Annotated in this window: 12 protein-coding genes; 3 read left to right on the top strand and 9 right to left on the bottom strand. The window is 60.9% G+C overall.

All coding sequences use genetic code 11. The annotated features are described in order from the left end of the window. Positions 1-3: 3 nt before the first annotated feature. The 4 genes from ACIOMR_RS13025 to ACIOMR_RS13010 form a co-directional block, all read right to left on the bottom strand. A complete protein-coding gene (locus tag ACIOMR_RS13025) occupies positions 4-594 on the bottom strand; it encodes a hypothetical protein (protein ID WP_401194498.1) in 591 nt (196 codons plus the stop codon). Continuing rightward, positions 560-3064 carry a fimbria/pilus outer membrane usher protein gene (locus ACIOMR_RS13020; RefSeq protein ID WP_401194495.1) on the bottom strand — a complete coding sequence of 835 codons (2505 nt, stop codon included), beginning with the start codon at positions 3062-3064 and terminating at the stop codon, positions 560-562. The genes ACIOMR_RS13025 and ACIOMR_RS13020 overlap by 35 nt, the downstream gene beginning before the upstream one ends. Before the next feature lie 7 nt (positions 3065-3071). Then, entirely contained in the window at positions 3072-3788 is a 717-nt protein-coding gene (locus tag ACIOMR_RS13015; protein WP_401194492.1) for a fimbria/pilus chaperone family protein, read from the bottom strand. A gap of 121 nt (positions 3789-3909) precedes the next feature. After that, the gene (locus tag ACIOMR_RS13010) at positions 3910-4569 is read right to left on the bottom strand and encodes a DUF1120 domain-containing protein (protein ID WP_008438866.1); all 660 of its coding nucleotides are present in this window, start codon (positions 4567-4569) and stop codon (positions 3910-3912) included. 472 nt (positions 4570-5041) lie between these two features. Between ACIOMR_RS13010 and ppx the strand changes: the two genes are divergently transcribed. Next, positions 5042-6544, top strand: a complete 1503-nt coding sequence (gene ppx / locus ACIOMR_RS13005) for an exopolyphosphatase (RefSeq protein WP_003214007.1) — start codon at positions 5042-5044, stop codon at positions 6542-6544. Positions 6545-6730: 186 nt separating this feature from the next. On the opposite strand, the gene ppk1 is transcribed toward ppx, so the two are convergent. Further along, positions 6731-8959, bottom strand: coding sequence for a polyphosphate kinase 1 (ppk1, locus tag ACIOMR_RS13000; protein ID WP_003214009.1), 2229 nt, complete (start codon positions 8957-8959; stop codon positions 6731-6733). An 18-nt stretch (positions 8960-8977) separates the two neighbouring features. Further along, entirely contained in the window at positions 8978-9991 is a 1014-nt protein-coding gene (hemB, locus tag ACIOMR_RS12995; RefSeq protein ID WP_003214011.1) for a porphobilinogen synthase, read from the bottom strand. A 229-nt stretch (positions 9992-10220) separates the two neighbouring features. On the opposite strand from hemB, the gene ACIOMR_RS12990 reads away from it, so the two are divergent. Beyond that, a complete protein-coding gene (locus ACIOMR_RS12990) occupies positions 10221-10859 on the top strand; it encodes a DedA family protein (RefSeq protein WP_003214015.1) in 639 nt (212 codons plus the stop codon). Here ACIOMR_RS12990 and ACIOMR_RS12985 read toward each other — a convergent pair. Continuing rightward, positions 10840-12075, bottom strand: coding sequence for a sterol desaturase family protein (locus tag ACIOMR_RS12985; RefSeq protein ID WP_003214017.1), 1236 nt, complete (start codon positions 12073-12075; stop codon positions 10840-10842). The two genes, ACIOMR_RS12990 and ACIOMR_RS12985, sit on opposite strands and share 20 nt — an antisense overlap. Before the next feature lie 115 nt (positions 12076-12190). Here ACIOMR_RS12985 and elbB point away from each other — a divergent pair, with 115 nt between their 5' ends. Further along, complete coding sequence (gene elbB / locus ACIOMR_RS12980) at positions 12191-12856, top strand: isoprenoid biosynthesis glyoxalase ElbB (protein ID WP_003214018.1); 666 nt, start codon at positions 12191-12193, stop codon at positions 12854-12856. Here elbB and ACIOMR_RS12975 read toward each other — a convergent pair. Together ACIOMR_RS12975 and ACIOMR_RS12970 are read right to left on the bottom strand one after the other, a co-directional pair. Next, positions 12853-13305 carry a YaiI/YqxD family protein gene (locus ACIOMR_RS12975; RefSeq protein WP_003214020.1) on the bottom strand — a complete coding sequence of 151 codons (453 nt, stop codon included), beginning with the start codon at positions 13303-13305 and terminating at the stop codon, positions 12853-12855. The two genes, elbB and ACIOMR_RS12975, sit on opposite strands and share 4 nt — an antisense overlap. Positions 13306-13307: 2 nt before the next feature. Beyond that, positions 13308-15203, bottom strand: coding sequence for an FTR1 family protein (locus ACIOMR_RS12970; protein WP_401194484.1), 1896 nt, complete (start codon positions 15201-15203; stop codon positions 13308-13310). Positions 15204-15403: the final 200 nt, after the last annotated feature.

Raw genomic sequence — 15403 nt, 5'->3', positions numbered from 1 at the left:
GCATCAAGCCCCAGGCGCCCACTCAAAACCGCCCTGCCCCTCAAATGTCGTTTCATCCCTGACGGCCAGCAAAGCAGCAGGCAGGAAGGTCTCGACGTTGACCAGGGCGGTGAAGCGGCGCCCATGCACCGGCATACCCGCTACGTGTGCAACAAGCCTATGGCCCGGCAGCAATCGTCCGGTCGCCGGCTCTTCAGACAGGTGCGGCATTACCAGCTCAACGGATTTTCCATCGACTTGAGCGGACTGCAGGCTCAGGGTGAAATGCCCCTGGCGCCCAAACCGAAAGCCCTCCAGGCCTGCGGGTACGCCCGTAAAGCGCAGCGCCATGGATACCGGCACCTCACAGGCCATGTTCAGGCGAAGCGTGCGCTTGCCCAGCGCGATCTGTGGGTCGCCCCGCTCGGCCTGGCGAACCAGACCGTAATCAACCCGGGGCTGGCTCAAGGACACCTGGCAGTTATCTGCCCGCGCCTCATTGGCCAACACCACGACAAACAGCAGCAGGTAAAGGATAAGCCCATGACGCAGGCGTCCACCGTCAAAAGGCCCCACCGGCTCAGAGGGTACGGCAGACCGCCGAACCTGTTTCATAGAATTTGTCGTCATTGGATTCTGGCTCAAGGTTCAGTTGCAACAAGCAGGTGCTTGAATCTGGCAAGGAGATGTTCAGCGCTCGCGACTCATCCAGGCTGTTAAGGAAGACCATGCCCTCGCCCACGACGCTGGTCAGGAAAGCATTGTTGCTGTCGAAAACCGAGGCTCCCTGGGGCAAGGGTTGGCCCTGCGCGTCACGGACCTCAAGCAATACACGGCGCACTTTCACTACTTCGAAATCGATCGTGTTGAAAGAACCGCGTCCGGCCGCAAGGACCTTGGTGCCGTTTTTCAGATCGATGCGCTTGGGCAGGGATTGGGTTTGCACCTCGACATTGCTGCTGCGGTAGGCAGGCAGGCTGGCGATCACCGCCTGCCCGCGGTAGTCAGTCCAGACCGGCCCCTGCGGCGTCGAAACCTTGGCTGCCCCGACATTACCCACCGAGACAATTCCAAAGGTGTCCTGGACGGCATAGGGCGAGAACGTCATGCCTCTGTCGTGGACCACCACGCCGCCCTGCAATTGGCCGGTATACCCGGTGCTCAATGAATCATGTCGCACACCCAACCCTATCTGGGTGTAACGCGGCATGGCATTCACGCGGGCGTGAACAGCCTGTGTACGGCTCGCCTGCTCACGCGCAACCCCCACTTCATAGTTCACATAGTCGTTGACCCGATCGCTGAAGGCGGTCCCAAGATCGAACCTGTCGCCCCGCCGACTGGCATACGAGGTGACGCGGCGATCCCCACCGAACGGCACGGTGACCTGCAACCGAAGCGAAAGCCCCTTATCCGACACATCGCTGCGCTCGTCTCGAACGGTGTTCTTGACCTTGCGCGGTCGAGAGCCGCCCACCCGGGAATCCGCAATCAAAGCCACCTGGGTGCCATTGAACTGCTGGTTCCATGAGGCAAAGACGTGTTCGGCGGAGCGATCATCAAATTGCGAGCTGCGGGAATAACTGACGGAAAAGCCTCCCAGGGACGGGTCGACCCAACTCAAACCTACCGTGTATTGGTCCTTGAAGCGGGCATCCCGCTGGTCACGCCGCGTCGACTGCCCCACTTCCAGTACTTCGCGATAATCCCGCGTCTGGGTAGTGGCACTCGACGTCATTTCAATGCCGGCGAACAGCGGACTTCCCACGGTGACGGAGCTGCGAGCCCCGGTAACTTCGTCCCGGCCATCGCGAGACAGGTTCTGGCGCACGCCAACCGAAAGGTGCTGGAAAAAAACACTGCTCCACACGCCACCCGCCGCCTGGTATTCGTCGGTACTCAACAGGCCGAATCCCAGTGACGAGTTGCGCCCCAATCCCCAGGTCCCACTGCCCATCGCCACGACCGGAGGCTCCCCGGCACCCGGATTTGCCCCGCGCACCTTGCCCAGGGAGAAGTAATAACCGGGCTCTATCGGTACCGCCCCCGCAAAGGACGCGGCAGGGACGGTGAACCCATGCCTGCCACCGCGAGAGCCAATGACACTGACCTCAAGATCGCTGGTGCCATTGAGTATGGGTAATCCGGTCAACGTGAACGGGCCTTCCGGTACCAGTGTGGTATGGATCAACACCCCGGCCTGGCGCACCTCGACCCGGGATGGGCTCTGGGCCAAACCTTCGACCACCACGCTGCTGCCACCCGGACTGCGCGATTGGCCATCCGGCGAGAGCTGGAAACCCGACAGCTGTAACCCACCGAACACCGGGTTGTTGCTGGAAATCTGCCCGACCTGGAAGGTCGACTTCAGGGGCGCGAAATCGCGTTGGGCGTAGGCATTCACATGCTCGCTGCTGCGCTTGCCGTTATCGGAGACAAAGAATTGGCGGCTTCGGACGATCCAGTTGCCGATATTGAATCCCGCCTCGGTGTAGGCCGAAACCGAGCGGGAAGAGCCGCTGTTGAAGCGCTCTTCGAATCCCTGCACATCGTAATTGAACAAGGCTGCCGTGCCGCCCTGGGAGAAACTGCCGACATCCCATTCGGCCTCGCGCATTGACTGAGTAGGCACCACCAGCGATACCTCATCGCTGCCGGGGCGCAACTTGACGATGGTCGCGGGGTAAGCACCGAGAAAGTCATGACACGCCTGGTCGGGCGCGATACCCGGCCGAATAATCGCGGCTGGCAACCGCAACCCGGCCTTGTCCAGCAGGACCGGGGTAAAACACAACTGCCCCTGGTAGTCGAAGCGTGCCTCCACCAGGCCCAATGAGGTGCCGTTGACCTGCAGCCCCACCACGTGCACGCCCTCGCGGAATCGCGCAGCACTGCGAAAATAATGGGCAACCTTCGGGTCGATCCCGTTCGCCGACAAGACCGCCAGATCAAAACCCGATCCAAGCTCCAGCGCGTAGGCGGGAAGGCTCCACAGCGTTGCCAGACCGATACAAGTCCGGGAAACCGAGGTTCGAATGGGTCTTACAGAGAGGCTCCAATCGTTTGCATGGGTAGCATTTCTCATAGACCGCTCAACCCGCCTCGACAACAATGGAGGCTTCGTAGGCGGTTGCCGAATACCCGTAGACCGTCGCCGGTTGAATCTCGACACCGCTCACCTGGGCCATCGCCTCTTCGATGCGGGTCGATAACACTTCGCCAGGCAGGATATAGGTGCGCGGCAATATCGCCGGGTGCCTCGACGGCAGCAGGTGTACCTCCAGCCCCATTCGGACCACGTAGGCACTGTCGTTATGAACCGTCAGCCGATTTCCCCGCAGCTTCCACTTCAGCAACTTCCATGGCTCCTGATGCCGCGGCAAGCCCTGGGGATGCAGAATCAGCGGTAAGTCCTGTCGAATGGTCACTCCAATGGTCGAGCGCCCTTCGGCGCGCGCCTGCGGAATACCTTCAAAGGTGACGCGCTTCAATCGCTGAGTCTTGAGCGGCTGCTTCAAGGTACTGATAAACCGCACAAGTTGTGTTTCGCCCGGTTCGACACGGGCGATAGGAGGCGTAACGATCAAGAGTGTCTCCGGATCTTCCGGGACGTTTTGAATGACTGAGTGAAGTAAAGCAGGGCCAGCGTCCGTATTTTTTACGTTGATCGTCGCTTCACCGTTCTCTTCATAAAGAATAACAACGGATGTTTCCGGCTCCATCCCATCCGCTCTTACACTGCCAGAAACTAAAAAATAAAGATTCGCACACCAGAACAGAGCATTAACTGCATTTAAAAGACGACTCATCGAACTCTACCCGCAACCAGATAACGCACCGTTGACAATCACGAAATACATATACGCATATAAAGAGCCAGCACGAAGCCACGGCGCGACCGCCTGCTAAATGCTGGCCATGTTTATAGAGTTAGATTCGAGTTACTACCAAAGTAGCAGCTCCATTCAATTGAATATCCCTGCTGAGATCCAGTGCATCGCCGCGATTGATCACAGCCTTGACTACGAGAGTGCCGGTAACGGAAGAGACCGCGGCTGGAGTTGTGTTGTTATTACGGCTCCAGGAGTGCTGGTAAGGAGATTTTTCGACCTTGCCGTCACTGGTGCTCCAGGCACCGCCGGAGCTTGTCCTTCTAAGCGGGTACAGCGTAGCGCCGACAGTGGTCAAGGTGGCGAGCCTGATCGAATAGCCACCGGTATTCCTGGTTCCGACCGCGCCAAGACCAAAGTTGTGGTTGTCGGTGAAGCCGGTTCCCAGGATCCCCCTTACGACACTGTTTGTTTGTGAGTCAGTAACGGACAGTGCCATCTGGGCAGCCGCCGCACCACAGTTGACGTTTAACGGCAGCGACTTTTCCGGCAGAGGATAGAAAGAGGTCAGCGGAATGCTCGACGCATTGATCGTACCGTAATCAACGGTGCCGCCTGTGGCGCCGAGGTTTACCGTGCATGCAGCTGGTTTAATGGTTCCGGTGACTCTCAGGTTCCCGGCACCACTTGTATTTGCTTGAGTACCCATGCTTACCGCCAGGCCAACGACAACTATTGCCAAACCAAATGTTCTGTTCATGTTCATCCTGTCACTGAAGTTCTCAGGTGCATGTGGTTCGCCGGGCTATTCCATGCCCAACTGCTATCAACCTTGATAGGCAAACTACAAATAGTTAACACCACGGCCTAATTGCCGAGTGACAGTCTCTCTCGTAAACACCCGAAGAAAGAATGAGACGACGCCTGAACTAGTGTCAGAGCGGTAAAAAAACAATGTCCCCTTAGATCATCCTTGCAGTAGTCCTGACTTAATTATCGACTGGAACAAATAACCCAGCCATGTAGGCATATTCAGGAAGCCTATTAAAGCTGGAGATTTCCGTTACTCCACTTGCCCTACGGAACAATCGCCAGGCGCATCAAGAATCGCCCTACATATCCTGCAGATTTTCCTCCAAGACACCGATGAGCGAATTCCGGAAGCACTACGCGTTGGCGTCAGCGGTTGATCGTGGCACGATGGCGAGGTTATCGACCGAGACCCCTTAACCATGCCGCAATCCCAAGCCAAGAATCTGTCCCTGATCGCCGCCATCGACCTGGGCTCCAACAGCTTTCACATGGTCGTGGCCAAGGCCCAGAACGGCGAAATCCGCATCCTTGAGCGGCTCGGCGAGAAAGTGCAGCTGGCTGCCGGGATCGACGACGAGCGTCAGCTCAATGAAGAATCCATGCAGCGCGGGCTCGATTGCCTGAAGCGCTTTGCCCAACTGATCAACGGCATGCCCCCGGGCGCCGTGCGGATCGTCGGCACCAACGCCCTGCGCGAAGCCCGCAACCGGGGCGAGTTCATCCGCCGCGCCGAGGAGATCCTCGGGCACCCGGTAGAGGTCATCTCCGGCCGCGAGGAAGCGCGCCTGATCTACCTCGGCGTGTCCCACACCCTGGCCGACACTCCGGGCAAGCGCCTGGTGGCCGACATCGGCGGTGGCAGTACCGAATTCATTATTGGCCAGCGCTTCGAGCCGCTGCTGCGCGAAAGCCTGCAAATGGGCTGCGTCAGCTACACCCAGCGCTATTTCAAGGACGGCAAGATCACCCCGGCCCGCTACGCCCAGGCTTATACGGCGGCGCGGCTGGAGATCATGAGCATCGAGCACGCCCTGCACCGCCTGACCTGGGATGAGGCCATCGGTTCGTCCGGCACCATCCGCGCCATCGGCCTGGCCCTCAAGGCCGGCGGCCATGGCACTGGCGAGGTCAACGCCGAAGGCCTGGCCTGGCTCAAGCGCAAGCTGTTCAAGCTGGGGGATGCCGAGAAGATCGACTTCGAAGGCATCAAGCCTGATCGCCGCACCATTTTCCCGGCGGGCCTGGCGATTCTCGAAGCGATTTTCGACGCCCTCGAACTGCAACGCATGGACCACTGCGATGGCGCCCTGCGTGAAGGGGTGCTCTACGACCTGCTGGGCCGTCATCATCATGAAGACGTCCGTGAGCGCACCCTCAGCTCGTTGATGGAGCGTTACCACGTCGACCTGGAACAGGCGGCGCGGGTTGAACGCAAGGCGCTGCATGCTTTCGACCAGGTCGCAGCGGACTGGGACCTGGAAGACGGCGTGTGGCGTGAACTGCTGGGCTGGGCGGCCAAGGTCCATGAAGTGGGGCTGGACATCGCCCACTACCATTACCACAAGCACGGCGCCTACCTGATCGAGCACTCGGACCTGGCGGGTTTCTCCCGTGAAGACCAGCAGATGCTCGCGCTGCTGGTACGCGGCCACCGCCGCAACATCCCCCGGGACAAGTTTGCCGAGTTCGGTGCCGAGGGCATCAAGCTGATTCGCCTGTGCGCGCTGCTGCGGTTTGCGATCCTGTTCCACCACATCCGTGGTACCCAGGAAATGCCGCAAGTGGTCCTGCGGGCCAATGCCGACAGCCTGGACGTGGTATTCCCGAAGAACTGGCTGGATGAAAACCAGCTGACCCAGGCGGATTTCGCCCAGGAAGCCGAGTGGCTGACGCGGGTTGGGTTCACGCTGAACGTGCGCTGATATGAGTGAGTGACGCGGAGCGTCACAGGATGTATTCCCACGCAGAGCGTGGGAACAATCCAACGCCACAAAACAAATGTGGGAGCGGGCTTGCTCGCGAAGGCGGAGTGTCAGTCAACAGATTCATCGACTGATCCACCGCTTTCGCGAGCAAGCCCGCTCCCACATTTTTGACCGCGTCGGTTTTTAGTTCACCGTCAGAATCGGGCTGCCCAGCTTCTCCAGCAACGTCGCCTGGGCGCTGCGCGGGTTCTGGTTGCCGGTCGGGGTGTTGCGCACGTAGCGCCCGTCCGACTGCAGGCTCCAGCTGTGGGTGTTATCGGTGAGATAACTTTCCAGCTCCTTCTTGACCCGCATGATCAGTTTCTTGCCTTCCACCGGGAAGCAGGTCTCCACGCGTTTGTCGAGGTTGCGCTCCATCCAGTCGGCACTGGAGAGGAACATCTGCTCCTCGCCGCCATTGAGGAAGTAGAACACCCGAGTGTGCTCCAGGAAGCGCCCGATGATCGAACGCACGTGGATGTTATGGGAGACCCCGGCGATGCCCGGCCGCAGGCAGCACATGCCACGCACCACCAAATCGATACGCACACCCGACTGGCTGGCCTTGTACAGCGCGCGGATGATCTTCGGATCGGTCAGCGAGTTGAACTTGGCGATGATGTGCGCCGGCTTGCCTTCGAGGGCGAACTGGGTCTCGCGGGCAATCATGTCGAGCATGCCCTTCTTCAGGGTGAACGGCGCGTGCAGCAGTTTCTTCATGCGCAGGGTCTTGCCCATGCCGATCAACTGGCTGAACAGCTTGCCGACGTCTTCACACAAGGCATCGTCGGAGGTCAGGAGGCTGTAGTCGGTGTAGAGCTTGGCGTTGCCGGCGTGGTAGTTGCCGGTGCCCAAGTGGGCGTAGCGCACGATCTCACCGGCTTCGCGGCGCAGGATCAGCATCATCTTGGCGTGGGTCTTGAAGCCGACCACGCCGTAGATCACCACCGCACCGGCCGCCTGCAGGCGGCTGGCCAGTTGCAGGTTGGACTCTTCGTCGAACCGAGCCCGCAGTTCAATCACCGCCGTCACTTCCTTGCCGTTACGCGCGGCGTCTACCAGCGCATCGACGATTTCGGAGTTGGCGCCGGAGCGGTACAGGGTTTGGCGCACAGCCAGCACGTGCGGGTCCTTGGCGGCCTGGCGCAGCAGGTCGACCACCGGGGTGAAGGACTCGAACGGGTGCAGCAGCAGAATGTCCTGCTTGCTCACCACACTGAAGATGTTCTCGCTGTTTTGCAGCAGTTTCGGGATCTGCGGGGTGAACGGCGTGTATTGCAGCTCCGGGTGGCTGTCCAGGCCAGTAATGCTGAACAGACGCGTCAGGTTCACCGGGCCATTGACCTGGTACAGCTCGGTCTCACTCAGGTTGAACTGCTTGAGCAGGTAGTCGGACAGGTGTTTCGGGCAGGTGTCCGCCACTTCCAGGCGCACCGCATCACCGTAGCGACGGGAGAACAGCTCGCCGCGCAGGGCGCGGGCCAAGTCTTCGACGTCTTCGGAGTCCAGCGCCAGGTCGGCGTTACGGGTCAGGCGGAACTGGTAGCAGCCCTTGACCTTCATGCCCTGGAACAGGTCATCGGCGTGGGCGTGGATCATCGACGAAAGGAATACATAGTTATCGCCAGCGCCCCCCACCTCTTCCGGTACCTTGATGATCCGTGGCAACAGGCGCGGTGCCGGAATGATCGCAAGGCCCGAGTCGCGACCGAAGGCATCGATACCTTCCAGCTCGACGATGAAGTTCAGGCTCTTGTTCACCAGCAGCGGGAACGGGTGCGTCGGGTCGAGGCCGATGGGGGTGATGATCGGCGAGATTTCGTCGCGGAAGTAGCGGCGCACCCAGGTCTTGATCTTGGTGGTCCAGTGACGGCGCCGGATGAAGCGCACGTGATGCTTTTCCAGTTCCGGCAGGAGGATGTCATTGAGGATCGCGTATTGGCGGTCCACGTGGCCGTGTACCAGCTCGCTGATGCGGGCCAGGGCCTGATGCGGTTGCAGGCCGTCGGCACCGGCTTGTTCACGGGCGAACGTGATCTGCTTCTTCAGGCCGGCGACACGGATCTCGAAGAACTCGTCCAGGTTGCTGGAGAAGATCAGCAGGAATTTCAGCCGCTCCAGCAACGGATAGGACTCATCCAGTGCCTGTTCCAGCACGCGGATGTTGAATTGCAGTTGTGACAGCTCGCGATGGATGTACAGGCTGCTGTCATCCAGGTTGGTAACCGCAACCACCGGTACCGGCGCGGCAGCGGGCGCTTCGGCCACCACGGCAGGCGGGGCCGGCTCCAGCTCCGGCGGGGTCTCGGTAGCTTGTTCGACCACCGGGTGAGCGTCTTTTACGGCAACTTCTGTGAGTCCTTCGGTATTCATCGAGTGTTCCTGTGAGGGCTAGTGTTGCTCTCTAAGCAATTGGGCAGCGCGGGCGGCGAAGTAAGTCAGGATGCCATCGGCACCCGCGCGTTTAAAGGCAGTCAGGGATTCAAGGATCACCCCTTCACTCAACCAACCATTCTGGATCGCGGCCATGTGCATGGCGTATTCACCGCTGACCTGATAGACAAAGGTCGGCACCTTGAATTCCTCTTTGACCCGATAAAGGATGTCGAGGTACGGCATCCCGGGCTTGACCATCACCATGTCGGCGCCTTCGGCCAGGTCCGCGGCCACTTCGTGCAGGGCTTCGTGGCTGTTGGCCGGGTCCATCTGGTACGAGGCCTTGTTGGCCTTGCCCAGGTTCAGCGCCGAACCCACCGCATCGCGGAACGGGCCGTAATAGGCGCTGGCGTACTTGGCCGAGTAGGCCATGATGCGCACGTTGACGTGTCCGGCCAGTTCCAGGGCTTCGCGAATCGCCTGGATGCGACCGTCCATCATGTCCGAGGGGGCCACCACCTGGGCGCCCGCTGCGGCGTGGGACAAGGCCTGTTTTACCAGCGCATCAACGGTGATGTCGTTCTGAACATAGCCTTCTTCGTCGAGAATGCCATCCTGCCCGTGGGTGGTGAACGGGTCCAGCGCCACATCGGTAATCACCCCCAGTTCCGGAAAGCGTTCACGCAAGGCGCGGGTGGCGCGCTGGGCGATGCCGTCGGGGTTCCAGGCTTCGGCGGCGTCCAGGGACTTGAGCCCGGACGGCGTGACCGGGAACAGCGCCAGCGCCGGAATCCCCAGTTCAACCCAGCTCGCGGCCTCTTCGAGCAGCAAATCAATGGTCAAGCGCTCCACGCCCGGCATCGACGCCACCGCTTCCCGACGATTTTCACCGTCCAGCACAAACACCGGCAGGATCAGATCATTCACCGTCAGCACGTTTTCACGCACCAGGCGCCGGGAAAAATCATCACGACGGTTGCGACGCAGACGAGTGGCGGGAAACAGGCGGTTGGCGGGGGTAAAGCTCACGGCAGACTCCTGAGCCCGGCTTGACGGGCGAGCGTGACAGTTATAAGCGGCCATTATGACGAAGGAATTACAGTTGTGGTTAGCTCATGCGCCGTAAGGCAACCGGCGTGCGACCTGTAGTCGCATTCGTCGTTTATGTAGGAATTGTTCACTTCGTGACACATCTCGATACTTTCATGAATGTTCACGAAGGCGTAGGCTGCGCGTTCATTTCGCCAGCACCCAGACCATGCTTCAACAATTTCTGCATGACTTCGGCTACTTTGCGCTGTTCCTAGGCACCTTCTTCGAAGGCGAAACCATCCTGGTTCTCGCAGGCTTCCTGGCGTTCCGTGGATACATGGATATCAACCTGGTGGTGGTCGTTGCCTTTTTCGGCAGCTACGCCGGCGACCAGTTGTGGTACTTCCTGGGACGCAAGCACGGCCGCAAACTGTTGGCGCGCAAGCCGCGCTGGCAACTGCTGGGCGACAAGGCCCTGGAGCATATTCGCAAGCACCCGGACATCTGGGTGCTGAGCTTCCGGTTTGTCTACGGTTTGCGCACGGTGATGCCTGTGGCCATTGGTTTGTCGGGCTATCCGCCGGGCCGCTACCTGTTGCTCAACGGGATTGGCGCCGCCGTGTGGGCCGCAGCGCTGGGGGCTGCGGCTTACCATTTCGGCGCGGTACTGGAAGGCATGCTGGGCAGCGTCAAGAAATACGAGCTGTGGGTGCTGGGCGCACTGCTGGTGCTGGGCCTGGGCTTGTGGATTCGCCGGCGCGTCAAGAACGCCCGCCTGACCCGCGAAGCCTGTGCCGCCGAGAAGGTTCGCCTGGCGGCCGGCGAACCTGAAAAAGCCGAAAAGCCTACGACGCCAGTCGAGTAAGCCGGTCTCTGCAACAGTAGAGGCCGATGCCGCTGAGCAAGCTGTAACTGACCAGGCCCAGCCAGCCCAACGCGCTGGCCGGCCACAGCCCCACCAGCGGCGCCAGCCAAACCAGCGGCACATTCAGTGCCAGGCGCACCAGCTCAGCCTTCAACGCCCACGGGCGATTCTCCAGCGCCACCCCCAGGGTGAACAACCCCAATGCCATCGCGCTCCAGCCCAACACCAGGGCAGCGGTCGGCAAGCCCTCGCCGAAATTCATCAGGTAGCTGCCAAAACCCACGTACGCGGCAAACTGCAGCGCGATGTAAATCTGTTGGCGCCCATCCAGCGGCACCTCGAACTTGCGGAACTGGCTCAAGTCCGGCTTGGCCATCGGGTACTTTGCCGCCACATCCGCCGGGCGCCAACCGGTGCGCATGAACCAGATCCGCAGCTTGTCCCACCCACTTTCGGTGCGCCGTGCATCACTCCACAGCTGCGCATAAAACTGCAGGTTGGCCCACAGCGGGTTCCAGCTGGCCAAGGGCGTGGTCACGCCAAAGATTACCGGCTCGTTATCGTCTTCTTCCTGGAAGGAGCCAAACAGGCGGTCCCAAATAATGAACACCCCGCCGTAGTTGCGATCCATGTAGAGAGCGTTCTGTGCATGGTGGGCCCGATGATTGGATGGCGTGACGAAGAACCACTCGTACCAGCCGAGCTTCGGCACATGCCGCGTATGCACCCAGAATTGATACAGCAGGTTGAGGGACGCCACGCTGATAAACACCACCAGCGGCACGCCCAACACGGCCAGCGGCAAGTAGAAGATCCAGCTCAGCAGGAAGCCGGTGCTGGTCTGGCGCAAGGCGGTGCTGAGATTGTAGTCCTCGCTCTGGTGATGCACGGAATGCGCGGCCCAGAGGATGTTGCGCTCATGGCCCATGCGATGCAGCCAGTAGTAGCAGAAGTCATAGAACACAAAGGCGAACACCCAGGTCCAGACGCTTTGGGCCGACAGCTCAATGATCGCCAGGTGCTTGAGGGCGAAGGCATAGGTGAGGATGCCCACCCCTTTGGTCAGCAGCCCCGTGGTGGTGGACAGCACGCCGGTGCTGAGGCTGTTGATGGCGTCCGCCACCCGGTAGTTGCGTTGGCCGCGCCGGTAGTCGGCCAGCAGCTCGACCACGATCAAGGCAATGAAAAACGGTACCGCGTAAGGGACGAAGTCCATGGGCAAGTCCGGTCAATTATTGTTACATCTAGAGTAGGTGTAGCGGCTGGATATCCCATTGGCAATGAGTGACAAATGAGTAGACATTTAACGCCATGAATCAGGAGAAATGCCCATGAGCAAAAAGATTGCAGTGATCCTTTCCGGCTGTGGCGTGTACGACGGGGCTGAGGTTCATGAAAGCGTGATCACCCTGCTGCGCCTGGACCAGCGCGGCGCCGAGGTGCAGTGTTTTGCGCCGAACATTGCCCAGTTGCATGTGATCAACCACCTGACGGGCGAGGAGATGCCCGAGTCGCGCAATGTGCTGGTGGAGTCCGCGCGTATTGCCCGTGGCGAGGTGAAGGACATTCGTGAGGCCAACGCCGAGGATTTCGACGCACTGATCGTGCCCGGGGGGTTTGGCGCGGCGAAGAACCTGTCGAACTTTGCCGTGGAAGGCGCCGGGTGCAGCGTCAACCCGCAGGTGCTGGAACTGGCCGAGGCGTTTGCCGAAGCGGGCAAGCCCGTCGGGCTGATCTGCATCTCGCCGGCGCTGGCAGCGAAGATCTATGGCCCAGGCGTGACCTGCACCATCGGCAATGACGCCGACACCGCAGCCGCCATGGACAAGATGGGCGCCACCCACCAGGAATGCGCGGTCGACGACATCGTCGAAGACAAGGCGCGCAAGCTGGTGAGTACCCCGGCCTACATGCTGGGCAAACGCATCAGCGAAGTGGCGTCAGGCATCAACAAGCTGGTGGACCGGGTGCTGGAACTCACCCACGAGAACGATTAGGCCTTCATCAGCCGGGTCAGAATCCGATCCAGCGAATTGGCAAACGCCTGCTTGTCCTTGTCCCCATGGGGCGGCGGGCCACCGCCCATCTGCCCCTGCTCCCGCAGATCGGTGAACAGGTTACGCACCGCCAGCCGCTCGCTCATGTTCTGCGGGCTGAACTCCTTGCCTCGTGGGTCGAGCGCAGCCACGCCATTCTTCACCAAGCGGTCGGCCAACGGCACATCGCTGCAGATCACCAGGTCACCGGGCACGGCGTGCTCCACCAGGTAGTCATCGGCCGCGTCCGGGCCGCTGGGCACCACGATCAACTTCACGCACGAGAAGCTCGGCTTGATCTGGCTCTGCCCGGCCACCAGCACCACTTCGAACTGGCGCTTGAGGGCGAACTTCACCACCTGATCCTTGGCCGCCCGGGGGCAGGCGTCTGCATCGATCCACACGCGCATGGTTAAGCCACCACCCGGCGCTTTTCAGCGAGCCGGCTGCGACCGTACAGCACCACAATCGCCAGGATCGCCACAGCCTGGGCGCTCAGGGAATAGGCATCGGCGTGAATGCCCAGCCAGTCGAAGTCAAAGAACGCGACCGGCCGGGTGCCGAAGATCCCGGCTTCCTGCAACGCCTTGACGCCATGCCCGGCGAATACCACCGACAGCGCGCACAGCAACGCCGCGTTTATGCCGAAGAACAGCGCCAGCGGCAGTTTCGCCGAGCCCCGCAGAATCACCCAGGCCAGGCCCACCAACAGCACCAGCGCCGTGGCGCCACCGGCCAATACCGCGTTGTGCCCGGCAGGGCCGGCCTGCAACCACAGGGTTTCGTAGAACAGGATCACTTCGAACAGCTCGCGGTACACCGAGAAGAACGCCAGCATCGCAAAACCGAAGCGCCCGCCACCGCCTACCAGGCTGCTCTTGATGTAGTCCTGCCAGGCGGCCGCGTGACGGCGGTCGTGCATCCACACCCCGAGCCACAGCACCATCACGCTGGCAAACAGCGCCGTGCAGCCTTCCAGCAACTCGCGCTGGGCGCCGCTGACGTCGATCACATAAGCCGCCAACGCCCACGTCGCCAAGCCGGCCAACAGCGCCAGGCCCCAGCCGACGTTGACGCTGCGCACCGCCGATTGCTGGCCGGTGTTACGCAGGAACGCGAGAATCGCCGCCAGCACCAGGATCGCTTCCAGGCCTTCGCGCAGCAGGATCAGCAAACCGGAGATGTAGCTCAGGGACCAGCTCAAGCCATCGCTGCCCAGCAGGCCAGCGGACTCGGTGAGCTTGCCCTTGGCCACATCCAGGCGCTGCTGCACTTGCTCGATCGGCAAGCCGTCCTGCAATGATTGCCGGTAGGCCATCAGGGCCTTTTCGGTGTCCTTGCGCACGTTGGCATCAACGTTATCGAGGGAGCTTTCAACCAGCTCGAAACCTTCCAGGTAAGCCGCTACCGACAGGTCGTAGGCTTGCTCGTGCTCGCCATTGCGGAACGCGGCGAGGCTTTTGTCGAGGGTGGCCGCGGTGTAATCAAGCAACTGCGCCGGGCCACGCTTGACCTGCGGCGGTTGGGCGCGCTGGGCGCGGAAGGTGGCAACTGCGCCTGGGCCTTCGGCAGCCAGCACTTCGCTGGGGGTCTGGCGCGCGAGGTCGGCGAGGTTGAAGGACTTTTCACTGTTCGCGGCAGCCGGGTCGGCGGTGAAGCCGGCGATATAGGTCGCCAGGTCCCAGCGCTGGCGGTCGTCCAGTTGATCGGCAAACGACGGCATGTCGGTGCCTTCCACGCCCAGACCCAGGGTGTTGTAGATCGCGTAGAGGCTCAAGCGATCGAGGCGTGCAGCGTCCCGCAGGTTGGCGGGCGGCGGCGTCATGCCCACGCTTGCGGGGCCATCGCCGGCGCCTGTGGCGCCGTGGCACACCGAGCAGTTCTGCGCGTACAGCGGCGCACCGCGCGTCGGATCGGGGGTAATGGCCGGGGCCTGGCTGACTTCATAGGCCACTGCCAACTTGGCGCCCAATTGCCGGGCCTGGTGCGCAACCACCGCGCCGTCCTGATGGGCCGTTACGGCGGCCAGCAGTTCATCCACGCCTTTGATCAGTTCGGCGCGCTCGGGCTTTTCCGGTAGATCGGCCACCAGCCCCTGCAACACCCCGAGAAACTCTACCTGTTCACGGTATTCGGAATCATCGATAACCTTGCCCGCCTCCACTGTCGGGGGGTAGTCCGCACCGATGTAGTCCAGTAAATGCAGGGCTTGGGGCGCGCCCTCGGCAGTTGCAGCCAGCAGGTTGAAACTGCACGACATCAACGCCGGCAGCACCAGCCAGGCAAGAAAACGGAAGGGGGCAATCATGAATGGATCTCAAAGGGAAATACGAAGTAACACATTGTCAAACCTTAAGGGGTTTGACTCAAGGCGTTAGTGATTCGGGGATGGGGATAACGACACTTAGGTAGTGGCATCCGAGCTAAAAATCGGATCCAAAAGGCCATTGTTTTGCCAGTAATGCAGCTTATAATGCCGCGCCTTCGTTATTTCGAAATGGCATTTCA

The organism is Pseudomonas sp. NPDC087814, from assembly GCF_044742865.1.
Classification (GTDB): Bacteria; Pseudomonadota; Gammaproteobacteria; order Pseudomonadales; family Pseudomonadaceae; genus Aquipseudomonas.
Note: the sequence above shows the minus strand (reverse complement) of the source record. Positions and strands in the feature narration are given on the sequence as shown.